This window comes from Aquirufa sp., from assembly GCF_044342065.1.
In the GTDB taxonomy this organism is placed as follows: domain Bacteria; phylum Bacteroidota; class Bacteroidia; order Cytophagales; family Spirosomataceae; genus Aquirufa.
Genome location: NZ_JBIIQN010000003.1, coordinates 70,553 through 92,231 on the forward strand (window position 1 = coordinate 70,553; position 21,679 = coordinate 92,231).

Annotated in this window: 23 protein-coding genes; 14 read left to right on the forward strand and 9 right to left on the reverse strand. The window is 39.4% G+C overall.

Features of this window, described 5'->3' with window-relative positions:
* The first annotated feature begins 13 nt into the window (after window positions 1-13).
* The 8 genes from ACIQZ2_RS02060 to ACIQZ2_RS02095 all read left to right on the forward strand — a co-directional run bounded on the left by ACIQZ2_RS02060 (window position 14) and on the right by ACIQZ2_RS02095 (window position 7,507).
* The gene (locus ACIQZ2_RS02060; RefSeq protein ID WP_395767269.1) at window positions 14-598 is read left to right on the forward strand and encodes a thymidine kinase; all 585 of its coding nucleotides are present in this window, start codon (window positions 14-16) and stop codon (window positions 596-598) included.
* Window position 599: 1 nt separating this feature from the next.
* On the forward strand, window positions 600-1,058 hold the full coding sequence (locus tag ACIQZ2_RS02065) for a YkgJ family cysteine cluster protein (RefSeq protein ID WP_395767174.1): 459 nt from the start codon (window positions 600-602) through the stop codon (window positions 1,056-1,058).
* Between the two features lie 65 nt (window positions 1,059-1,123).
* The gene (locus tag ACIQZ2_RS02070) at window positions 1,124-2,041 is read left to right on the forward strand and encodes an ROK family protein (protein ID WP_395767175.1); all 918 of its coding nucleotides are present in this window, start codon (window positions 1,124-1,126) and stop codon (window positions 2,039-2,041) included.
* Between the two features lie 155 nt (window positions 2,042-2,196).
* Window positions 2,197-2,433 (forward strand): acyl carrier protein, encoded by a 237-nt coding sequence (locus ACIQZ2_RS02075; protein ID WP_315577664.1) that lies wholly within the window; start codon window positions 2,197-2,199, stop codon window positions 2,431-2,433.
* A gap of 118 nt (window positions 2,434-2,551) precedes the next feature.
* Window positions 2,552-3,799 carry a beta-ketoacyl-ACP synthase II gene (gene fabF, locus ACIQZ2_RS02080; RefSeq protein WP_395767176.1) on the forward strand — a complete coding sequence of 416 codons (1,248 nt, stop codon included), beginning with the start codon at window positions 2,552-2,554 and terminating at the stop codon, window positions 3,797-3,799.
* Between the two features lie 3 nt (window positions 3,800-3,802).
* On the forward strand, window positions 3,803-4,549 hold the full coding sequence (gene rnc / locus ACIQZ2_RS02085) for a ribonuclease III (protein WP_395767177.1): 747 nt from the start codon (window positions 3,803-3,805) through the stop codon (window positions 4,547-4,549).
* A 4-nt stretch (window positions 4,550-4,553) separates the two neighbouring features.
* A complete protein-coding gene (locus tag ACIQZ2_RS02090) occupies window positions 4,554-5,528 on the forward strand; it encodes a hypothetical protein (protein WP_395767178.1) in 975 nt (324 codons plus the stop codon).
* Window positions 5,529-5,596: 68 nt separating this feature from the next.
* Window positions 5,597-7,507 (forward strand): hypothetical protein, encoded by a 1,911-nt coding sequence (locus ACIQZ2_RS02095; RefSeq protein WP_395767179.1) that lies wholly within the window; start codon window positions 5,597-5,599, stop codon window positions 7,505-7,507.
* Here the strand turns inward: ACIQZ2_RS02095 and kdsA are convergent.
* From kdsA to ACIQZ2_RS02110, 3 genes are read right to left on the reverse strand one after another with little or no spacing between them, the layout of a single operon-like run.
* Window positions 7,504-8,313 carry a 3-deoxy-8-phosphooctulonate synthase gene (kdsA, locus tag ACIQZ2_RS02100; protein ID WP_395767180.1) on the reverse strand — a complete coding sequence of 270 codons (810 nt, stop codon included), beginning with the start codon at window positions 8,311-8,313 and terminating at the stop codon, window positions 7,504-7,506. The two genes, ACIQZ2_RS02095 and kdsA, sit on opposite strands and share 4 nt — an antisense overlap.
* 1 nt (window position 8,314) lies before the next feature.
* On the reverse strand, window positions 8,315-9,355 hold the full coding sequence (gene murB, locus ACIQZ2_RS02105) for a UDP-N-acetylmuramate dehydrogenase (RefSeq protein WP_395767181.1): 1,041 nt from the start codon (window positions 9,353-9,355) through the stop codon (window positions 8,315-8,317).
* Between the two features lies 1 nt (window position 9,356).
* Entirely contained in the window at window positions 9,357-10,085 is a 729-nt protein-coding gene (locus tag ACIQZ2_RS02110; protein WP_395767182.1) for an ABC transporter ATP-binding protein, read from the reverse strand.
* A gap of 96 nt (window positions 10,086-10,181) precedes the next feature.
* On the opposite strand from ACIQZ2_RS02110, the gene ACIQZ2_RS02115 reads away from it, so the two are divergent.
* Window positions 10,182-11,084: a prohibitin family protein gene (locus ACIQZ2_RS02115; protein ID WP_395767183.1), complete on the forward strand. Its 903-nt coding sequence runs from the start codon at window positions 10,182-10,184 to the stop codon at window positions 11,082-11,084.
* A gap of 31 nt (window positions 11,085-11,115) precedes the next feature.
* Here ACIQZ2_RS02115 and ACIQZ2_RS02120 read toward each other — a convergent pair whose 3' ends face one another.
* The gene (locus ACIQZ2_RS02120) at window positions 11,116-12,336 is read right to left on the reverse strand and encodes a bifunctional 3,4-dihydroxy-2-butanone-4-phosphate synthase/GTP cyclohydrolase II (protein ID WP_395767184.1); all 1,221 of its coding nucleotides are present in this window, start codon (window positions 12,334-12,336) and stop codon (window positions 11,116-11,118) included.
* 90 nt (window positions 12,337-12,426) lie between these two features.
* Between ACIQZ2_RS02120 and ACIQZ2_RS02125 the strand changes: the two genes are divergently transcribed.
* On the forward strand, window positions 12,427-13,143 hold the full coding sequence (locus ACIQZ2_RS02125; protein WP_395767185.1) for an ABC transporter ATP-binding protein: 717 nt from the start codon (window positions 12,427-12,429) through the stop codon (window positions 13,141-13,143).
* Here ACIQZ2_RS02125 and ACIQZ2_RS02130 read toward each other — a convergent pair.
* The 3 genes from ACIQZ2_RS02130 to ACIQZ2_RS02140 are packed head-to-tail and all read right to left on the reverse strand — an operon-like array spanning window position 13,127 to window position 16,060.
* The gene (locus ACIQZ2_RS02130) at window positions 13,127-13,915 is read right to left on the reverse strand and encodes an amidohydrolase (protein WP_395767186.1); all 789 of its coding nucleotides are present in this window, start codon (window positions 13,913-13,915) and stop codon (window positions 13,127-13,129) included. The two genes, ACIQZ2_RS02125 and ACIQZ2_RS02130, sit on opposite strands and share 17 nt — an antisense overlap.
* Before the next feature lie 11 nt (window positions 13,916-13,926).
* A complete protein-coding gene (locus ACIQZ2_RS02135) occupies window positions 13,927-15,300 on the reverse strand; it encodes a DUF4270 family protein (protein ID WP_395767187.1) in 1,374 nt (457 codons plus the stop codon).
* Window positions 15,251-16,060 carry a glycogen/starch synthase gene (locus ACIQZ2_RS02140; protein ID WP_395767188.1) on the reverse strand — a complete coding sequence of 270 codons (810 nt, stop codon included), beginning with the start codon at window positions 16,058-16,060 and terminating at the stop codon, window positions 15,251-15,253. Before ACIQZ2_RS02140 ends, ACIQZ2_RS02135 begins: the two co-directional genes overlap by 50 nt.
* A gap of 132 nt (window positions 16,061-16,192) precedes the next feature.
* On the opposite strand from ACIQZ2_RS02140, the gene ACIQZ2_RS02145 reads away from it, so the two are divergent.
* From ACIQZ2_RS02145 to ACIQZ2_RS02155, 3 genes are read left to right on the forward strand one after another with little or no spacing between them, the layout of a single operon-like run.
* On the forward strand, window positions 16,193-17,185 hold the full coding sequence (locus tag ACIQZ2_RS02145; protein ID WP_395767189.1) for a lysylphosphatidylglycerol synthase transmembrane domain-containing protein: 993 nt from the start codon (window positions 16,193-16,195) through the stop codon (window positions 17,183-17,185).
* Complete coding sequence (gene rfaE2, locus ACIQZ2_RS02150; RefSeq protein ID WP_395767190.1) at window positions 17,166-17,645, forward strand: D-glycero-beta-D-manno-heptose 1-phosphate adenylyltransferase; 480 nt, start codon at window positions 17,166-17,168, stop codon at window positions 17,643-17,645. The genes ACIQZ2_RS02145 and rfaE2 overlap by 20 nt, the downstream gene beginning before the upstream one ends.
* A gap of 5 nt (window positions 17,646-17,650) precedes the next feature.
* Complete coding sequence (locus tag ACIQZ2_RS02155) at window positions 17,651-18,328, forward strand: zinc metallopeptidase (RefSeq protein WP_395767191.1); 678 nt, start codon at window positions 17,651-17,653, stop codon at window positions 18,326-18,328.
* A gap of 63 nt (window positions 18,329-18,391) precedes the next feature.
* On the opposite strand, the gene ACIQZ2_RS02160 is transcribed toward ACIQZ2_RS02155, so the two are convergent.
* Window positions 18,392-20,101 (reverse strand): amino acid permease, encoded by a 1,710-nt coding sequence (locus tag ACIQZ2_RS02160; RefSeq protein WP_395767270.1) that lies wholly within the window; start codon window positions 20,099-20,101, stop codon window positions 18,392-18,394.
* Window positions 20,102-20,192: 91 nt separating this feature from the next.
* On the opposite strand from ACIQZ2_RS02160, the gene ACIQZ2_RS02165 reads away from it, so the two are divergent.
* Complete coding sequence (locus tag ACIQZ2_RS02165; RefSeq protein ID WP_395767192.1) at window positions 20,193-21,197, forward strand: glycosyltransferase family 2 protein; 1,005 nt, start codon at window positions 20,193-20,195, stop codon at window positions 21,195-21,197.
* On the opposite strand, the gene ACIQZ2_RS02170 is transcribed toward ACIQZ2_RS02165, so the two are convergent.
* Window positions 21,194-21,415, reverse strand: a complete 222-nt coding sequence (locus tag ACIQZ2_RS02170) for a PspC domain-containing protein (RefSeq protein ID WP_395767193.1) — start codon at window positions 21,413-21,415, stop codon at window positions 21,194-21,196. The two genes, ACIQZ2_RS02165 and ACIQZ2_RS02170, sit on opposite strands and share 4 nt — an antisense overlap.
* Between the last annotated feature and the right edge of the window lie 264 nt (window positions 21,416-21,679).

The window sequence follows — 21,679 nt, forward strand, 5'->3', positions numbered from 1 at the left end:
GCTTTTTACGCCCTTGTTTTTAGAACCTACTCATTCACGTTCATCCCAAAACCATCCATCCCTAGGATGGATTGAAGTGATTTGTGGATCCATGTTTTCTGGTAAAACAGAAGAACTAATTCGCCGGTTAAAGCGGGCGAAGATAGCTCAATTGCGCGTAGAAATTTTCAAACCTGCCTCAGACACGCGCTATCACGACGAAGATATTGTTTCACATAATCAAAATTCGATTCGGTCTACGCCCGTTTTAAGTGCAAGTGAAATTTTATTATTAGCGGGCGATTGCGATGTTGTAGGTTTAGATGAGGTTCAGTTCTTTGATGAATCCATCGTTGAAGTAGTTGATTCCTTAGCGAATCAAGGTAAGCGTGTTGTCATCGCAGGTTTAGATATGGACTTTAAAGGAATCCCCTTTGGCCCTATGCCAAAATTAATGGCTATAGCGGAATATGTCACCAAAGTTCATGCGGTATGTGTTCAATGTGGTGATGTTGCTCATTACTCATATCGCATCGTCGACAAAGAAGAAACGGTACTGTTGGGTGAAACAGAGTCCTACCAAGCACGTTGCCGAGCCTGTTTTCAAGCATCCATCTAACATGCCAAAAGATCCGAGTTTTAAAAAGGTGTTCCAACGAATCAAGGCCAAAAAGCCGAGAGATCTGGATATTCAATTTGAAAAGGCGCATCAACAGGTTTTTGAAAACCTAGATTGCTTGACCTGTGGGAATTGTTGCAAAACAACCAGCCCGATGTGGAATGAGACGGACATCCAGCGCGTCGCTCATTTACTGAAAATGAAAGTATCTCAATTTCTAGATCAGTATTTAATTAAAGATGCGGACGGCGACTGGGTGTATCCAGCGGCACCCTGCCCTTTCTTGACTTTAGAAGATAATACCTGCCAAATCTACGAGTACCGCCCAAAAGCCTGTAGAGAATATCCTCACACCGACCGGAAAAACATGTTGGGCATCCTGAATCTAACCCAAAAAAATGCGGTAATCTGCCCAGGTGTTACGCAAATCATGGAAAAATTGGAGCGAATTTACAATTGAGTGCTAGCAGATTTGAAATTGACATGAAAAATCAAGAAATTGAACTTTCATTTTAATAGCAAAGCATGTCAGCAGTAGAATATTTAGGCATTGATGTAGGTGGTACCGGTGTGAAAATGGGTATCGTTCATGCAGATACAGGCCAAATCAATAATTTTCAAAGTTACGACACAGCCACGTGGCGTGAATCGCACCACTTTTTGGATCGTTTAGCCGATGCGATTGCTTTGCAATTGTACCAACATAAGAATGTCAAAAAAATTGGCATCGGTTTACCCGGTATTTTAACCAAAAATCGCCGTACGTTAATTGAAATTACAGCAATTCCGGAAATTGATGGTTCGCCCATGATAGACATGTTGGAGAAAAGATTTCCAGAACACGAATTTTTCATGGAAAATGATGCCAATGCTGCAGCATTAGGGGAGTTTTATTTCTCACCAGAAAAAAAATCGATGCCCGAAGATTTTGTCTTCATAACCTTAGGTACGGGAGTTGGAGGTGCAGCTATTATAGATCGTAAAATTTTCTTAGGTGGGGATGGCAATGCCATGGAGCCTGGACACGTACCATCAAAAAATGGAAAGGTATTAGAACGCAACGTAGGAAAGAAAGAGTTATTACAACTCGCTACTGAAATGCGTGCAAATTATACGGGCCAAACGGTACTTGCCAGTGACGGCACTATATCAACGACGGCCTTGGTTGTTGCCGCTGAAGAGGGTGATGCACTTGCCCTTGCGATATGGGATGAAGTAGGAAGTTTATTGGGTGATATGTTGGTATCATTAATCCGTATTTTGGATATAAAAAACATCTTTATCGGCGGTGGATTATCAGCATCATTTGACTTCATTATACCGAGTATGGAGCGCCAATTGAACTACTGGTTAACACCAGCATACTTAGAAAAGTTAAATATTAAAAAGGCATTATTAGGAAATGATGCGGGACTTTTAGGTGCAGCGTCACTCTGTTTTTAAGTTAAAACAGCCTAGGGTGCACATTTTTTTTATAAAAACAATTCGAATTATTACAATAAATACTTTTAAAGTGCAAAATGGAATAAAATTTGTTTGATTTTCTAACATTTAATTCTAATCTTTGCAACGTTTTTGAACCCCAAAATATTTATAAAATGTCAGATATTGCAGAAAAAGTAAAAAGCATCATCGTTGAGAAGTTAGGTGTTGAGGCATCAGAAGTTACAACTGAGGCGTCTTTCACAAACGATTTGGGAGCTGACTCCTTAGACACGGTAGAATTGATCATGGAATTTGAAAAAGAATTCAATGTTTCTATCCCAGATGACCAAGCTGAAAACATCCAAACAGTAGGCCAAGCGGTTGCTTACTTGGAAGAAAACGCAAAGTAATCGAATCACACGATCATAATGATGTCAATTAGTACCTGGTAATTCCTAAGGATTTTTCCTCAGTTGAACCCTTGGCTAATTGACATTTTTTATTTTTACAAAGTCTATTTATTCACACATGGAGTTAAAACGCGTAGTTGTTACGGGCCTAGGAGCTCTTACACCGATAGGAAATACAGTTGATACTTTTTGGGAAAGTTTAGCCGCTGGAAAAAGTGGATGTGCCCCCATTACCCGATTTGATGCTGAAAAATTCAAAACGCGCTTTGCTTGTGAGTTAAAAGACTTCAAGGTTGAGGATTACATCAATACCAAAGAAGCGCGTAAAATGGACCCATTCACACAGTATGCGGTAGTTGCTTCCGACGAAGCTATTGCTGATGCTGGTTTTGATATGGAGAAATTAAACCTAAATAAGGTTGGCGTTATTTGGGGATCGGGTATAGGTGGATTGAAGACCTTTGAAGATGAAATGATTTATTTCGGTCAAGGGGATGGTACTCCTAAAATCAATCCGTTCTTTATTCCTAAAATGATTGCAGATTCAAGTTCTGGACAAATTTCCATCCGAAATGGATTTCGTGGACCGAACTACGTAACGGTCTCGGCTTGTTCATCTGCCAATAATGCGATTATTGATGCCTTTAATTACATTCGTACGGGACGTGTTCACGTATGTATTACTGGAGGGTCAGAAGCACCCGTAACGATCGCCTCAGTAGGTGGATTTACTGCCATGCACGCCATGTCTACTCGAAATGATGATCCTACTACGGCTTCGCGTCCATATGACGTTGATCGCGATGGATTTGTCGTTGGTGAAGGTGCAGGTGCCTTGGTATTAGAAGAATATGAGCACGCGAAAGCACGTGGTGCAAAAATTTATGCTGAACTAATTGGGGGAGGATTTTCATCCGATGCCCACCACATTACTGCCCCACATCCAGATGGATACGGTGCTTTATTATCTATGATTGATGCATTGGAAGATGCACAAATCAAACCTGAGGAGGTTGACTACATCAATACCCACGGAACATCCACACCGATAGGTGATCCACAAGAAATAAAAGCCATCATTGATTGTTTCGGAGAGCATGCTTATTCATTGGCCATCTCATCCACAAAATCGATGACAGGCCACTTATTAGGTGGTGCGGGAGCGGTAGAAGCCGTAGCATCGGTTCTGGCGATTAAAAATCAATTTGTTCCTCCTACCATTAACGTATTCAACCGTGATCCAGAAATTGATCAACGCATTGACTTGACTGAAAATGTAGGGAAAGCTCGTAAAATTGATGTAGCCTTAAGTAACGGCTTCGGATTTGGGGGCCATAACGCAACTGTCATCTTTAGAAAAATCTAATTTATGAAGGTATTTTCTCCGGTATCCTGGTTCGGCCTAAATTCCAAAGATGAACGCGAGAAACACCTTTATAAATCTGTCAAACACCTTATAGGGGCTAATCCGTCTAATCTCGAATTATACAGATTAGCCTTTTTGCATGCCTCCGCCTCACGCGAATCAGTTGCGAAATCTTACAAAGAGTCCAACGAACGATTGGAATTTTTAGGCGATTCCGTTTTAGGTATGATTACAGCAGCCTATCTTTTTAAAAAATTCCCTTTCAAGGATGAAGGTTTTTTAACTGAAATTCGTTCCCGCATGGTAAGTAGGGAGTCGCTTAATGTCTTGGGAAGAAAATTAGGCTTAGAAGAAGTTATCGAATACGAAAATCAAAGAAAAACATCCTTGTCTCGCTCCAGTATGTATGGAGATGCCTTAGAAGCCTTTATTGGTGCCGTATATTTAGACAAAGGCTTTGGATTTACGCAGAAATTCGTAACACAAAAAATCCTTGCGCAATACTTTGATTTGGACACGGTTGTGCAAAACAATCCCAACTTCAAATCTATTCTTATCGAATGGGCACAAAAAGAAGGAAAAAAGGTGCAATTTACCCTGGATGAAGAGGGCGCTCATCACGACAAAGAATTTACAGCATTTGTCCTACTGGAGAACGAAAAAATTGCCGAAGGAAAAGGTTATTCAAAGAAAAAAGCCGAGCAAAATGCAGCTATGAAAGCTTGTGAAGCGCTAAAAATCAATCAATAAGCGTATGAAACCGAATATATTTCTACATTACTGGAACCCAAAAGACACCCTATTAAGTTTTCAAGAGATTCTATCATTGGATTGTGATCCTTTGGTACTTGCAAGCATTCAAGCGGAGTTAATGCTGCAATTGAATAGTGCTGATGTGCAGGAGAAATTGCCCAATTTTGATTGGTCAAATATGCGCATGCAAGAAAAATGGAATTCCATATCGCAAACGCTCTTGATGCAAGTTCAGTTGCCAGAACAAATTTGGATGGATTGGATACAAGCACTTAGTAGTCAAGTTACTCCTGTAGAAACTGAAATACCAACTTTTGCTGATCTTTTAAATGCGGAAGTTTACTATGAGCGCCCTTCCGATTCACTCGAGGAAATCAAAGAAGAAGAAGAAGAAGAAGAAGAAGAAGAAGAAGAATCTATTGAATTTTCAGCAACAGTAGAATCTACCGAAGACGCGTGGACAGCAATTGAAGACGAAACAGAAGAGGTAAATTTTGTTCCTGAGATACAAATAGAGGTATCTGATTTGCAAGCTGTAGCTTGGGAAGATGAAAATCCCACAGAAGAACCCATCGAACAATCGATTCCAGATTATTTTGAAGTTTCAAATGAATTGCCTGAGTTAAGTGATTTAACGCCCGAAGAGACCAAAACGCAAAGCATAAAAGACATGTTAGCGGACTCGACTGAAGAAAAGGTTCTAGACACCATTCAAGTAGACGACCATTCATTGAAAAATATGGTTGCCAACCAAATGACTTCATCACTAGCGGAAAGCATTTCCTTGTTTCAACGACTGAATTTTATTCAAGAATTATTTGATGGAAATGCTGATCAGTTTAGTCAATTTATTGAATTTATTGATTTTGAAGCTAGTCCTAGTCAATGGAAATCAGAGGTTAATCAACGCTTTAACTTACCTGACTCACCCGCCTGGAATGAGTTAAGTTTACTAATCGAACGGAAATTCAGCTAATTGATTTTCTTTATCAGTTTTAGTCCTTCTAAAAATATAATCATGAGCTAGTTTCAAGAAAAAAAAACTTGAAACAGCTCATTTTTGTTTATCTGCTTATTACAACTACCCTCTTTGCACAAAATCCCCTTATACTAACTGAGGAAAAACAAGGGATAATCGCATTTTACCAGCAAAATCCCTTTGATATCAATCAAGTTGAGGAATCTGAACTCATTGCTTTGGGTATACTTGAATCGAATCAAATTGGAGCTTTCCTGTTACACCGAAAACAAATAGGTCGCTTTCTTTCGATTTACGAATTACAAACCATTCGCCATTGGGACATTGCGACCTTAAGGATTTTACAGCCATTACTGATATGCAAATCTAAAACCTCTAGTTGGCATCAATCAGAAAACAACAAGAATCAAATCATTCTGCGAACTGAAAGAACAATAGAACAGAAAAATGGATTTTCTGAGCCTACAAACCGAAGCAAAGTACGCTTTACTGGAAATCCTTACAGTACCTTACTGCGATACAGAGGAACTTGGAATTCAAACATTCGAGTAGGATTCCTTTTAAGCAAAGATGCAGGCGAACTTCTTTACTCGGATTTCAGTAGTGCATTTATAGAACTCAAAGACCGAAAAGGACATAACAAATTAATTCTAGGCGACTACATTAATCAATGGGGACAAGGACTGGTTCAATCCGGCTCCTTTTCTTTAGGGAAGAGTTATGAAAGCATTCGAGCTACCCAAAAATTTCATGGAGGTGCGCTTGCCTATACCTCATCAGGAGAAAGCGAATTTTACCGAGGACTTAACCTTCAATCAAGTTTTCAAAATATCCAAGGTCAATTATTTTTTTCTTCACGTAAAAAAGATCTCATACTCGTTAAAGACCGACAATATTTTCGAGCTTTTCAGCTTGATGGCTTACATCGGACGCCAACTGAAATAAGCCAATTAAACAAGCTACATGAATTAGCAGCGGGCGCTAACCTTCGATATATAGGGAAACACCTAGATGTGGCAATCGCACAAACTTGGACGAAATGGAATTATCGGTTTCAACCGAGTAATCCATTAGATTGGCAAGGGGATTTACTCATGAATACATCGCTGAGCTATATTCGACAACAGGCTAATGTTCGAATATCCGGGGAAGTTGCCTATACCGCCAATTCCGCATGGGCTATGATTCAAGCGATGTCATGGGCCATCGATAAAAAAACAGATTTATCAGCCATAATCAGAGTATATGAAGCAGGTTATTTCAGTCCTATGGCTAATGCAATTAGTGAGAGTTCTAACAATAAAAATGAGTGGGGCGTGTATGTTGGACATCAATTCCAGCGTAATAAATACCAACGATTTTCAAGCTATTTAGACCTATTTCGTTTTCCTAAAGCTAGCTCAAGTCAATGGGCTGCTGAAAAAACCGGTTGGGAATTTTTGAGTCGCTTTCAATGGGACCGCCGTAAACTAGGTCACTATTTTGCACAAGTAAAATGGACTCATAAATACCTAAATAGCCGAAACAATGGATTAATTCCGCAGAATTTATATCAAATAAGTGTTGATTGGAATAGGCCCATACATAAAGTAGATTGGCATGGTAGAATCATGTGGGCACATCTTCAATCCAAAGAGCAAAATGAATCAGGTTATTTGATGCTAAATGATTTCAATTACCACTTCAAACGTATCAAAATACAACTACGAACGGCATGGATTTGGTCAGGAAGTTATGATACAAGACTTTATGCATATGAACCTAGCCTACCCTATTCTTTTTTGTTGCCTGCTTACTATGACCCAAGTACCCGAAATGTATGCTTGATTGAACTCAAAAGTAGGGATAAGCTTTCCTTTGCGCTAAAAATAGCAAGAAGTGACTACTTTCAAAAAAATGTAATTGGTTCCGGATTAGATGCTATCCCCAAATCGCACAAAACCGATATTGGAATTCAGATGACTTATGCACCCTAAACGATGGATTCCCTGACTTTCAATAGTTTCTCTAATAAACCTTCCAACTGATCCAAAGGAAGCATGTTGGCTCCATCTGATTTTGCAACGGAAGGATTCGGGTGAGTTTCAATGAATAAGCCATCAGCTCCAACCGCAATGGCAGCCTTAGCAATGGTTTCAATCAAAGCAGGTTGGCCGCCAGTTACCCCACTCCCCTGATTAGGTCGCTGTAAAGAGTGCGTACAATCCATTATGACAGGCACACCAAAATTTGCCATCTCAGGTAAATTCCGGTAATCAACCACAAGGTCTCCATAACCAAAAGAATTACCACGGTCAGTTAAGTATACTTGAGCCGCAGGGTTTTCATGCAAAACCTTCTCGACAGCAAACTTCATCGAGGCGCCTGACATAAATTGGCCTTTTTTAATATTAACCGCCTTCCCTGTTTGAGCTGCGGCAGCTAGAAGGTCGGTTTGACGACATAAAAATGCTGGAATTTGCAAGACATCTACATAGGCCGCAGCCATCGCTGCTTCGGAACTTTCATGAATATCAGTAACCGTAGGTAAGTCAAAATGCGCGCCTACTTCCTTTAAAATTTCCAACGCGACAATATCACCAATACCCGTAAATGAATCAATTTTAGTCCGATTAGCCTTTCGGTAGGAACCTTTGAAAATAAAAGGTATCCCCATGGACTTCGTAATTACATCAATGCGTTCGGCAATTTCAAATGCCAAGTCCCGACTTTCGATAGCACAACTTCCTGCCATTAAAAAGAATGGCCCTTTTCCTAAATTTTCTACTGTGGGTAACTGCATTTTATACTATATTTACTTCAGTCTCTAGCGCGATACCGAACTTTTCCAAAATCGATTTTTTTATTCTCTCTGAAAGGTCTTGAATTTCAGATCCGTTTGCCTTTCCATAATTTACCAAAACCAAAGCTTGTTTGGCATGCACGCCTGCATCACCACTCCGATACCCTTTCCATCCCGCCTGCTCAATAAGCCATCCAGCAGGGAACTTAACATCCGTACTTCCAACGACCGGATAATGCGGGATTCCTGGATATTGATCTATCAATTGATTAGCAATCGGTTCTGAAACGGTTGGGTTTTTAAAGAAACTGCCCGAATTGCCAATTTCTTTTGGATTCGGCAATTTACTTTCTCGAATCGCTATAACCGCCTCAGCAACATCACGAATACTTGGCAAATTGACGCCTTTTTCGGACAGAACAGCTTGTATAGCACCATAAGAAGTCTGTGGCTGGGCTTTTTTATTCAGGCGAAAACTAACTGATGCGATAAGATATTTTCCTTTACCAGCATGTTTAAAATAACTTTCCCGGTAACCAAATTCACAACGGGCAGAATCGAATCGCTCGACTTCCATCGTTACTAAATTTAAGGCATCAAGATGATCAAATGTATCTTTAATCTCAACGCCATACGCACCTATATTCTGCATGGGTGCCGCACCCACAGTACCTGGAATTAAACTTAGATTCTCAATGCCGGCCCATTGATGGTCCACGGCGTACCAAACTAAATCATGCCAAACAACCCCAGCACCAGCCTTTACCCAAACATGATCTGCATCCTCATCTATAACCTCAATGCCATTCATTTGGATTTTGACTACCAAGGCATTCACATCTTGTGTCAATAGTAAATTACTTCCCCCACCCAAAAACAAATGTTTGATATGTGCATAATTCCCTTCCTCCACAAGTTGAATATATTCTTGCAAATGATTGATTTCAACAAAATAGCGTGCAGCAACGTCAATACCAAATGTATTATACGGAAGCAGGGATACATGTTCAAACACACGAGGAGCCGATTTAACCGAGGGCATATTAAGTCAGTTTGGTCGATAAAAATTCTTGAAGCGCAGGGACATCTGTACTAAGTAGGTTTTGGTTGCTACCATCCCAGAGCTTTTCACCATCCTTCAAAAACATTATGTATTCGCCCATACGCATCACTGAATTCATATCATGTGAGATAACGATGGTCGTCATATTAAATTCTTTCGTAATTTCTTGAATCAATAAATCAATTTTAACCGCAGTTAAAGGATCTAATCCTGAATTAGGTTCATCGCAAAATAAATATTTTGGATTCATCACAATGGCTCTTGCAATTCCAACCCGCTTCTTCATACCTCCCGAAATATCTGACGGCATTTGATGCGCAGCATCTTCTAAACCTACCCGCTGTAAGCACATCATCGCTCGCGCATTTTTTTCTTCGATCGTTTGTGATGTTAAAGTGTCAAGGGGAAAACGAACATTTTCAAGTACGGTCTTTGAATCAAACAAGGCCCCTCCTTGAAATAAAACACCCATTTCGCGGCGAATAGCTTTAACCGTATCTTGATCTGCTTTTAGGAAATCTCGACCATCATAAAGCACTTGACCTTTTTCAGGCTTAAGGATACCAATCATACATTTTAGCAATACACTCTTACCTGTGCCACTTCCTCCGATGACCATATTGATTTTTCCAGGCTGAAAACTAGCTTCTATACCATCTAAAACAACCCGGCCTTCAAATTCTTTATGTAAGTGCTTCAACTGAATCATCTTCAAAATTAGCTATATTTTAGCGAAAAACGACAGAACAAATTTGATTTTAAACGCTAAGAAATATGTACCTTCGGACTACTAAAAAACAAAAACATGCTACTAACCATTCTTGGCGCTTTATTATTCATCGCCAGCAGAACAATGAACAATCCCAATTTCGTTTTTGCTAAATTTTCAAATCCCATTCGAAATGTGGCCATCGTTCTCATACTATTAGGCATTAGCAGTTCAACCATCAAGCAAATCGATGCAGGCGAGGTCGGTGTTCAAAGTATTTTCGGTAAAGTTTCTGAAAGCACATTATCCAGCGGCCTAAACTTGGTTAATCCACTGGCTAGCGTTACCATTTTTGATTCCAAAACTCAAAATTATACCATGTCGGGCGTTCATGATGAAGGGGATAAAGAAGGTGACGATGCTATCCGGGTTTTAACGGCGGATGGATTAGAAGTTGTGGTGGACCTGACGGTTTTATATCGCATTTTACCTTCAAAGGCGCCAACAATCCTTCAGGAAATCGGCCCAGATTATAAAGACAAGGTCGTTCGCCCAATAACGCGAACCATGATCCGTGACAATGCCGTTTATTACGATGCAGTCGCTCTGTATTCATTGAAACGCAATGAATTTCAAACCCGTATTTATAAAGACATTGAAAGTAATTTCAAAAAACGTGGACTTGTATTGGAACAATTATTAATACGCAATATCAACTTACCCAATTCGGTAAAGCAGACCATTGAATCGAAAATCAATGCTGAACAAGATGCACAGAAAATGCAATTCGTTCTTTTAAAAGAAAAACAGGAAGCAGAACGTAAACGTGTTGAAGCGCAAGGCATCGCGGATTATCAAAAAATATTGTCAACAGGCCTGAGTGACAAGCAATTGCAATATGAATCCATCATTGCCCAAAAAGAAATCGCCAAATCACCCAACACGAAAGTCATTATCATGGGAAATAAATCAACACCCATCATTCTGGGGAATAACTAACAAAAAAGGCTCCGATTAACGGAGCCTTTTTTTATTTATTTAAAATGGTATGACCCATTTTATCGCGTTTTGTTTTTAGATACATCTCATTATGCGGATTTGATTGAATCTCAATGGGCAGCGTTTCGACAATTTCCAATCCGTAACCCAATAAACCTGCACGCTTTTTCGGATTGTTGGAAATCAATTTAATTTTTCGAATCCCCAAATCACGAAGAATTTGAGCTCCTACCCCATAATCCCGCTCGTCAATTGCAAAACCTAATTCCAAATTAGCCTCCACTGTGTCACGCCCTTGTTCCTGTAACTTATAGGCTTTCAGTTTATTCAGTAATCCAATCCCACGGCCTTCTTGGAACATATAAAGCACAACCCCTTTACCTGCAGACTCTACCATCTCCATCGCTTTATGCAATTGGTCACCACAGTCACACCGGCAAGAACCGAAAATATCTCCTGTAACGCAAGAACTGTGAACGCGCACCATAACGGGCTCATCTGCCTCCCATGTTCCTTTTATTAATGCCAAATGGGTATCTCCCGTATTTTTTTGCTTGTAGGCAATTAAATCAAAATGGCCCCATTCGGTTGGCATGTCAACACCAATTTCACGCTGAATCAATGATTCGGTCGCTAATCGATATTCAATAAGATCCTTGATAGTAACTAACTTCAAATCAAATTTATCAGCAATACTTCGCAAATCAGGTAGGCGAGCCATAGACCCGTCTTCGTTCAAAATTTCAATCAAAACGCCTGATGGTTTGAATCCCGCTAATTTGGCAAAATCCATGGAAGCCTCCGTATGGCCAGTACGGCGCAAAACACCTTCTGTACGGCTCTTTAAAGGAAAAATATGACCGGGACGACCTAAGTCGCTTGGGCGCGTAGTAGAATCCACCAAAGCTTTTATAGTCTTAGCACGATCCTGAGCTGAAATCCCCGTTGTGCAACCATGTCCTAATAAATCAACGGAAACGGTGAAAGGCGTCTCATGAGAAGTTGTATTTTGATCAACCATCATTTCTAAGCCCAATTCAGCGCAACGATCATTCGTTAATGAAACACACATCAAGCCGCGAGCTTCACGAATCATGAAATTAACAATCTCAGGCGTAATCGCTTCCGATGCACAAATCAAATCACCTTCATTTTCCCGATTTTCATCATCAGCTACAATAATCATTTTCCCTTGACGAATATCTTCTATCGCATCTGCTATGCTATCCAAACGTATACTTTCCTCCTGCATTATTCCTTGTTTTTGAAACGAAAACACAAAGGTAAGCAGAAATAGTTCCCATTTTAGCTACCTTTGTCAGATAAAATTAAAGATTACAACATGTCCATTGAAGCGAAAAACCTCAGCAAACAATATGGCGACCAACTGGCAGTCAACGCCATTTCATTTAACGCACAAGAAGGGCAAATTGTTGGATTTTTAGGTCCAAATGGCGCAGGAAAATCTACCACCATTAAAATGCTGGTAGGTCTCGTTCAACCTAGCTCAGGCGAATCCTATCTGGCAGGAGATTTAGTTCAGTCCAATTCCCCCATCATCAAAAAAAAAGTAGGGTATTTAGCGGAAGATAATCCCTTATACCTCGACATGTATATTAAGGAATTTCTCACATTTATTGCATCCGTTCAAGAAATACCTTCTGCCATTCGAAATAAACGAATAAATGAAGTAATCGAATTAGTTGGGCTAAGCCAAGAGCAAAGCAAAAAAATCCATACCTTATCAAAAGGCTACCAACAGCGGGTGGGAATTGCTCAAGCTATTTTGCATAATCCATCCATATTGATTTTAGATGAGCCAACGAGCGGTCTGGATCCAAATCAAATGGAAGAAATCCGCTCATTGATTCTATCGCTTAAGCCTGGTAGAACGATTTTATTTTCAAGCCATATATTAAGTGAGGTGGAAGCAATTTGCGACCGTTTGCTACTAATAAACCAAGGAATTCTACAAGCTGATTGCAGCATGAAAGAAGCAAAAGCATTTAAAGGCGGCATCGCGCAATTTTTTCAAGAAAAGACTAAAGTAAAAGACTAAACGAATCGGCGTCTAAGTGCGCAGGAAACTTCGCTCTAAATTCCTTCAAATCTTGAGAAGATAGGGTTTTTGTTTCAATGGATTCTATGGCAGTCAATGGCAACATATCTTCACCTGTATAAGATAAAATAGTAGAAGCACCAGCATAAGCCAATTGATTTCCATCTACTCCGATTCTATTCACACCAATGACATATGCTAAGTTCTCAATGGCACGCGCACGTAGCAAGTTGGACCATGCTAAGCCACGAGATGCAGGCCAATTCGCTACATAGATGGCTAGATCATAGCATAAATTTACATTGCGTGACCAAACTGGAAAACGTAAATCATAACAAATAAAAGGAGCTATCGACCACGACTTATACGAAATCAAACAAGCTGCATCTCCGGCTGAATAAAAGGAATGCTCATCCCCCATTCGAAACAAATGACGCTTATTGTAAGAATCAATTTTGCCCGATGGATGAACTGCGAGTAGTCTATTATAAAACTTACCACCATCTTTAATCTTAAGGCTTCCGATGACTAATACTTGCAAACGATTGGCTTGTAATTTCATCCATTGAACTGTTGGCCCCCCCATAACTTCGGCACCTACTGAACTCATACTAAATCCAGTACTAAACATTTCAGGCAAGACAATAACATCTGTTTGCCCCTGCAAATTTTGTAGATGCTCCTCGAGTAGGGCACAGTTGGCGATAGGATCTTCCCAAACCAAATCAGTTTGAACATAACTCACCCGTAAATCTTGATTCGGGGTAGACATAGTACCAAGTTTTATTTGGCAATATAAGAATAATAAATCCGGATTTTTGACTTTAATGCACTGAGTGCAACAAACCGAGCAGACTCGCTCGTCATTTTGGTAAATCCAGTTTGACTAGCTGTAATTGAAGGAGTAACAAGAAATCCAAGATTTTTTCTACGACCATTTAAAATAGACTGTAACTCAGTTGTAACATTAAATGTGAACGTCTTCAATACAGGGTTGTAGTTTGAAGTTTGAATACCAGCGGCGCCTTCAGAAATCACATAGCCCAAACCAAAGGAATTACGAATAGGTCGATTATTGGAGTCCACTTGCAATAAGGTTAATTGACTAAGAATTTGATTCACATCAGAACCATCTTCAGCCTGTAACACTAATTCAGCTTTATTGATCGCAACATTACGATTGCCCTTTAAATTCATAAGCGTTGGAAAATCCAATTTAGTGACATATCCAGAACCGGATTGCACATAGGTCATTTGACCCGTAGCAGCGGCAGGGACAGAATCACCAGATTTAACGAGCGCAGCTAATGCACCGGTTTTTTTAATATTGAACTGATTAAAGCGGGCTTGCACCTCAGCCAACATGGAGCTTGATAAACTGAAATAATAATCCAATTTGTATTTTTTCGTATCATTTGGATTATGCCAGTACAAAGTCATCCGAGAATAGGTAGGAGTAAATCCAAGCAAAGCCGATTTTGAAACTGAATTAGACTTAAACATTAAACCCGGAAATGATTTACGAAAAGCAAATCCACCACCAGCTAGGGTCTTATCAGAAAATTTTGAAATCAATTCATTCCCTAAAGCTTTTGACATATGAAAACTCAAGGTGTCCAATTTCAATGAATCCCCGTTCGAAGCTTTTGAGCGAACAACATTTGGTAGAAAAGTATGGCTTCCCACCACAGCAGGTAGAACCGCAACTGAAGAGGTATTTGAAAAATATTCTTTCGAAATACTTAAGCTATCCTTCAATTTATACACTTGAATTGTTTGCAGTTGGTTGGTATCGCCTTGGAAACTTTTATATACTAAGTGCATCTTCAATGAATCCATGATAGAAACATTTGTCGCAACCAAGGAATCTGCATTAGTAACTTGTGTATATGCGGAGGACTCAAAAGTACCTAAGACAGGATGCGTAAATGAACCAACTAGCAAGGTATTATTCCCACCGGTCTGGATAGAATCCATCAAAACCGTTCTTCCACTAACTCGCAAGGTATCGGTGAAATTTAGACCTACTTCTACGCTAAACAAATCTGCACCAATTTCTTTAGGCGCATCACAAGAAGCGAGAAAAAGGAAAAGTATACCTAACCATTTAGTTGCCGGCCAATTCAATGTACGTTTTTTCGAAGAAATCGAGGTCATTATCGGCAATATTTTGGAAGGTTTTATCTTGAAATTCATCAATAATAAGTTGAATACGGCTGTTATCCGCATTTTCTAAAGAAACAATTTTATCAGCAAACTCAGCCCCAATCTTGATGAACGAAGCATAATCTCCAGCGTCTAAACTTGACAAATGCTCGTCATCCATATCGCCAATCTTAACTTTCTCTTTCAAATCATCGACTGAGAACGTAAAATCAAAGCTTGTATTGTGAGGAGAAAATATTGTTTTGGAATCTTTGAAAATCGGATGACTACGGTAATATGAAGAAATGTATAAAGGCACAAAGCTTGACATCCAATCATTACAATGAATGACGTCAGGCGACCAACCCAACTTAACAACCGTCTCTAAAGCACCTTTACAGAAAAATATGGCTCGTTCATGATTATCCTCATAAAAAGCGTCTTCTTTATCAGTCAATACATATTTCCGTTGGAAATAATCCTCATTATCGATAAAATACACTTGCAACTTTGCTGCAGGTATACTGGCTACTTTAATGGTTAACGGCTTTTCGTCATCACCCATCGGAATCGTAATGCCAGATAAACGAACGACTTCATGCAAACGGTTTTTACGTTCATTAATCGAACCAAAACGGGGAACCAAAATTCGGATTTCCATACCACGCTCCTGCATTGCTGTAGGTAAAGCGCGAACAAAATCAGCTATTTTGGAAGTATTGAGGAAGGGATCAACCTCGCTGGAAACGTAAAGAATACGTAATTTAGACATGCTAAAATTAGTTAGGGGATTTTATCCCAAAAAACAAATGCAAAAATATAAAAAATTAACCACAAATCCGCACGTTTATTAATTAAAGGTCTTTATTTTGCCTATTGAATTCATCTGAATCCACAAGATTACATGCTAAAAGCCCTCTTTAAATATTCTATATCCACCTTATTGGCAAGCGGTCTGCTTTATTGGGCATTTTCAAAAAGCGATTTACATTGGGTAGATATTTACCAAACAGCACAAACAGCTAATTATCAGTGGATTATTGTTTCGGTTATCATCGCCTTGCTTTCTCACCTATTTCGAGCATTGCGCTGGGAACAGTTGCTTGAGGCGATGCAGTATAATCCCGGAGTTACTCGAACCTTCTCAGCCGTACTTATTGGCTATTTTGCCAACTTTATTGTTCCTCGGATGGGTGAAGTTTCACGTTGTGGATCGCTTCAGAAAACAGCCAATATACCATTTGAAAAGTCATTTGGAACAGTCATTACGGAACGAATCGTTGACTTATTAGCCCTAGCTGTTTTAGTTGGCCTTACCTTTATCATCGAATGGAAACCGATTCAACAGTTCCTATTCCCCAACTTTCAGCTTCCCTCAACTACATTTTTAGCGAGTATGGGTGCGGGAGCCATAACCCTATTGGGTTTAATCTGGATATTACGTGATCGCTTCATGATTCGATGGAATCAATTTGTCCTAACAAATAAGGTAGGTCAGTTACTTCACGGCTGGTTTGTGGGCATTCTTAGCATAAAAGAGGTCAAAAATCCTTCTAAATTCATACTCTATACACTATTGATATGGCTTGCCTATTTTGCAAATACCTATACATTATTACTCGCTTTCCCTATTAGTTCTTCACTTAGCCTATCGGCAGGATTAACCGTATTGGTTATGGGGACATTTGGTATGGCAACCCCTACACAGGGAGGAATCGGAGCTTACCATAGTCTTGTGGCTTCTGCTCTGAGTTTTTATTTAATTCCGTTGAAAGACGCAACAGTATTAGCAACTTTTTTCCATGGAACTCAAATGGCAACCATCTTGTTATTTGGCGGATTAAGTTTTATTATCACCTTCTTTTTACCCAAAAAAAATGCAGGAATCGAGTCATAAAATTTGCACATTGGCTGAAGCAAAAACGAGGCGAGCCACATGGAAACAAGAAAATGAAACTGTCGTATTTACCAACGGCTGTTTTGATATTCTTCACCTTGGCCACGTAGACTATTTAGAAAAAGCACGACTTTGTGGGAGTAAAATGATTGTAGGTGTCAATACAGATGCTTCTGTGCGCCAACTAAAAGGCCCAACAAGACCAGTAAATAGTGAATATGCGCGCGCAAGAATTTTGGCAGCGCTTGGATTTGTTGACTTGGTTATTATTTTTGATGAAGAAACCCCATTAAACTTGATTAATGAATTGTTACCCGATGTACTTATTAAAGGCGATGATTACTCCATCGAAACTATTGTAGGGGCCAAAGAGGTTATTGCCAACGGAGGAAAAGTAACAACAATACCACTAGTTCCAACATATTCAACCACAAATCTTATTCAAAAACTTAAAAACTAAAACATATGATTATTGCTATCATCTTTGGTGTCCTAGGAATGCTTATCTCTTGGCGACTAAAATCTAAATTCAAAACGTATTCAGAAACTGCGCTGCAAAGCAATCTCTCCGGTCAAGAAATTGCCGAAAGGATGTTGGCAGATCACGGAATTCGTGATGTTCGTGTCATCACTGTTGAAGGCCAACTAACGGATCATTATAACCCGGCAGACAAAACGGTTAATTTGAGCCACGATGTATATTATGGTCGTAATGCGGCGGCGGCGGCGGTTTCTGCGCACGAATGCGGACATGCTGTTCAACATGCCAAAGCATACAGCTTCCTACAGTTCCGAAGTGCCATGGTACCGATGTTAAATATCGCAAATGGGTTTATGCCACTATTATTAATGGCAGGAATGATGTTATTGTATTCTACTGGAAATAATACGGTGTTAGCTATCGGCGTGGCCTTGTTTGCCTTGGCTACCCTTTTCAGTTTTGTTACCTTGCCCGTTGAATTTGATGCCTCGAATCGCGCATTAGCATGGATAAAGGCAAACAATATTGTTACCCCAGCAGAATATGAACTTTCTAAAGATGCGCTTTGGTGGGCTGCTATGACCTATGTAGTCGCTGCACTCGGTATGCTCGCGCAGTTATTGTACTACCTTAATTTAATGAATAGAAGAGGTAATGACTAGAAAAACTTAGAGTTAAGAAGTAAGAGTTAAGAAGTATTACAACACTTACTTCTTAACTCTTACCTAATTTAACTTACTCTTCCGGTAACTATATCCAAAATAGATTAATATTCCAGCTAGGCACCAATAAGCAAAACGCTCCCAATTGGTTGCACCCATTTGGGTCATCAAATACAAATTGACCAATAACCCCAAAACGGGAATCAAAGAAAGCCTGTGCGTAAAGCAATAAATAGATAGCACTCCCCAAATAACGAAGAAGCCTGTCATAATCAAATGATCTGCTTTGGCATCTCCATGGAAATAGCTTTCCAACCAAGAAGTCCAAGCAGCAGAATCGGGTAAGGATAAATACAAAGCAACAATCCAGCACAAACCTATCCAAAACGACGCATTGATGTACGGAATTTTAAATTTCGATTTCTTTTGATTTTCTGGATCCAAATCTAAAATCAAGACACCCGCGCAAACCAACACGAAAGCAAATAAGGTTCCAATACTACTTAGATTGATTACCTCTTCCAAATTCGCAAACAAGGCTGGTACCCCCACCAATACTCCCGTCATGATGGTTGAAAATGAAGGAGTTCGATATTTAGGATGAATACGAGAAAAAGCTTTTGGCAACAAACCATCACGAGACATAGTCATCCAAATACGAGGTTGGCCTAATTGATATACCAACAAAGCACTAGTTAAAGCGATAACAGCACTCGCCGCAACCACACCTGCAACGCCCGGCAAATTTACTTTCATGAACATGAAAGCTAATGGATCTTCAATTCCAGCCAACATATGAGAAGGAACTATACCTGTCAATACTAGGGTGACCAAAACATATAAAACGGTACATATAATCAAAGCCCACATCATAGCTTTGGGGATATCGCGTTGGGGATTTTTGCATTCTTCCGCCGTGGTGGATATGGAATCAAATCCAATGTAAGCAAAACATACAGCGGCAACACTTTTCAAAACACCAGAAATCCCATTGGGAGCAAAAGGCGTCCAATTCTCCACTTGAACGTAAAATGCACCCACACCAATTACGATGGCAATGACTAATAATTTTAATACAACAAGGATATTATTGGTATTTTTTGATTCCTTAATTCCTATGTAAACTAAATAGGTAATGGCAATCGTAATAAACAAAGCCGGAATGTTGGCAACAAAATGCCAACCAAATATGGTCGGTGCAGACTCATATGCCAAGTATCCCTCACGTACATTTACCGACAATGCCTGGAGCGATTGACCAGATTGAAGTAAAGGTTCAGCTTCAGAGAAGGCTCTTTTGGCCGACAAGTAATCCATCGTTAAAAACTCGGGGACATGAAGACCTAAACCTTCCAATAAATCAACAAAATATTTTGACCAAGAAATAGCAACGGCTACATTGGAAATGGCATACTCCAGTAATAAATTCCAACCTAAAATCCAGGCCACAATTTCACCGAGACTGGTATATGCATAAGTATAAGCACTTCCACTGATGGGAACGGTTGCAGCAAAACGCGCGTAACAAAAAGCCGTAAACATACATGCTAATGCAGTAAACACAAAAAGCATGGATACTGCTGGCCCACCATTAGCAGAAGCTTGACCAATCGCTGAAAAGATACTAGCGCCAATAATGGCAGCAACCCCCATGAATGTTAAGTCACGTACGCCTAAATTTCGATGCATTTGACCACCCTCTAACCTTTCAATCTCTTGTTGGTCTGAAATTATTTTATCAATTGACTTCTTACGAAAAAGGGAAGACCACATCATATAAATTAGTTGCTTGTTGTAATGAAGCACAAAAATACATCTTTATTAAAGAAATTCTAATTAAACGAAAAGCCTTACCTTTGCAAGCATGTCGGTAGCCGTTGTTATTTTAAATTATAATGGAAGTGCATTTCTATCGAAGTTCCTTCCGCAAGTAATCGCCACAAGCCCTGAAGGGGATGTATATGTGGCTGACAATGGTTCTGTGGACGATTCCATTGAAATCCTTACGAGTCAATTCCCAACGGTTAAGATTATTCAATCAAGCCAGAACTTGGGTTATGCGGGGGGGTACAACTACGCATTAAAACAAATAGAGGCAGAATATTATGTTTTAATGAATTCGGACATCGAACCTAAAGCAAATTGGCTTCACCATTTATTAGTCTATTTTCAATCAAACCCCCATGTTGCTGCCGCACAACCCTTCATTTTATCCTATGAAGAACCCAATAAATTTGAATATGCAGGCGCTGCAGGTGGATATTGGGATAGGTATGGGTATACATTTTGTCGTGGACGAATTTTTGATAAAATAGAAAATCAAGAACAGCAATACGCGAGTGCCATCGTAAACTGGGCGACGGGCGCATGTTTGATGGTGCGATCTTCAACTTACTGGGAAGTAGGAGGACTTGATGCTATTTTTTTTGCCCATATGGAAGAAATAGATCTTTGCTGGCGATTACAAAGAGCCGGCCATGCCATAGCTGCGGTGGCAAATAGCGAAGTTCTGCATGTAGGGGGAGGAACATTAGCTCAAGGAAACCCGAAAAAAACGTATTTGAATTTTAGAAACAATTTAATCTTACTCTATAAAAACCTGATACCCACCAAGCGGTTCAGAATACTGCTGACGCGAATGGTTTTAGATGGATTAGCTGGTGTTCAATTTTTAAGCAAAGGCGAATTCAAACAAATACTCGCTATATTGAAAGCTCATAAAGATTTTTATGGCTATGTACTTTTCGAGAAAAACAAAGAAAATATACCGCCTGAACTACAGAAAAAAGAGGTAATAAGTTATACGGGGAGCATCGTATGGGACTACTTTGTAAAAAAGATTACGAAATTTTCAGATCTAAAATTCTAAATATCCCAAACAGATGGATTATTTCGTTGGCGCAAGTAACGACGAATATTCATCCAAAATGCCATAAAAAGATAGATAATTATAGGCGAACCTAATGTCAAAAAAGAAGTATAAATAAAGTACAAGCGAATGCTGCTTGTCGATATTTTAAACTTTTCTCCTAAGCGCGTACAAACTCCAAAGGCCTGATTTTCAACGAAGTATTTTACTCTGTACATCAACTTTCATTTTTTGAATTACAAAATTATCTTTTTTTCATTAATTATAAGAAAAAAGTAATACATATAAATAAAGTGCTATAAATTATTAAAAAAGTTAAATTAAATTTTCAGCAAACTGATAATTAATTGTAAAATGCTTGCATACAATTTTATTTTTTCTACATTTGAGTACTTAAAAGATTTAATTCAACCATAGTTCAGACTACATTTCTCTAGTATCTTCCTCTATTTATAGTTTTTGATTCTAAAGTTCACAATGGT

Coding starts and splice junctions, on each gene's coding strand:
- ACIQZ2_RS02135 (WP_395767187.1), bottom strand. CDS start 15,300: ATGACCTCGATTTCTTCGAAAAAACGTACATTGAATTGGCCGGCAACT.
- ACIQZ2_RS02110 (WP_395767182.1), bottom strand. CDS start 10,085: ATGATTCAGTTGAAGCACTTACATAAAGAATTTGAAGGCCGGGTTGTT.
- rnc (WP_395767177.1), top strand. CDS start 3,803: ATGAAGGTATTTTCTCCGGTATCCTGGTTCGGCCTAAATTCCAAAGAT.
- ACIQZ2_RS02170 (WP_395767193.1), bottom strand. CDS start 21,415: ATGTACAGAGTAAAATACTTCGTTGAAAATCAGGCCTTTGGAGTTTGT.
- ACIQZ2_RS02145 (WP_395767189.1), top strand. CDS start 16,193: ATGCTAAAAGCCCTCTTTAAATATTCTATATCCACCTTATTGGCAAGC.
- ACIQZ2_RS02140 (WP_395767188.1), bottom strand. CDS start 16,060: ATGTCTAAATTACGTATTCTTTACGTTTCCAGCGAGGTTGATCCCTTC.
- ACIQZ2_RS02065 (WP_395767174.1), top strand. CDS start 600: ATGCCAAAAGATCCGAGTTTTAAAAAGGTGTTCCAACGAATCAAGGCC.
- fabF (WP_395767176.1), top strand. CDS start 2,552: ATGGAGTTAAAACGCGTAGTTGTTACGGGCCTAGGAGCTCTTACACCG.
- ACIQZ2_RS02070 (WP_395767175.1), top strand. CDS start 1,124: ATGTCAGCAGTAGAATATTTAGGCATTGATGTAGGTGGTACCGGTGTG.
- ACIQZ2_RS02115 (WP_395767183.1), top strand. CDS start 10,182: ATGCTACTAACCATTCTTGGCGCTTTATTATTCATCGCCAGCAGAACA.
- kdsA (WP_395767180.1), bottom strand. CDS start 8,313: ATGCAGTTACCCACAGTAGAAAATTTAGGAAAAGGGCCATTCTTTTTA.
- ACIQZ2_RS02090 (WP_395767178.1), top strand. CDS start 4,554: ATGAAACCGAATATATTTCTACATTACTGGAACCCAAAAGACACCCTA.
- murB (WP_395767181.1), bottom strand. CDS start 9,355: ATGCCCTCGGTTAAATCGGCTCCTCGTGTGTTTGAACATGTATCCCTG.
- ACIQZ2_RS02130 (WP_395767186.1), bottom strand. CDS start 13,915: ATGTCTACCCCGAATCAAGATTTACGGGTGAGTTATGTTCAAACTGAT.
- ACIQZ2_RS02160 (WP_395767270.1), bottom strand. CDS start 20,101: ATGTGGTCTTCCCTTTTTCGTAAGAAGTCAATTGATAAAATAATTTCA.
- ACIQZ2_RS02155 (WP_395767191.1), top strand. CDS start 17,651: ATGATTATTGCTATCATCTTTGGTGTCCTAGGAATGCTTATCTCTTGG.
- ACIQZ2_RS02165 (WP_395767192.1), top strand. CDS start 20,193: ATGTCGGTAGCCGTTGTTATTTTAAATTATAATGGAAGTGCATTTCTA.
- ACIQZ2_RS02075 (WP_315577664.1), top strand. CDS start 2,197: ATGTCAGATATTGCAGAAAAAGTAAAAAGCATCATCGTTGAGAAGTTA.
- ACIQZ2_RS02125 (WP_395767185.1), top strand. CDS start 12,427: ATGTCCATTGAAGCGAAAAACCTCAGCAAACAATATGGCGACCAACTG.
- rfaE2 (WP_395767190.1), top strand. CDS start 17,166: ATGCAGGAATCGAGTCATAAAATTTGCACATTGGCTGAAGCAAAAACG.
- ACIQZ2_RS02120 (WP_395767184.1), bottom strand. CDS start 12,336: ATGCAGGAGGAAAGTATACGTTTGGATAGCATAGCAGATGCGATAGAA.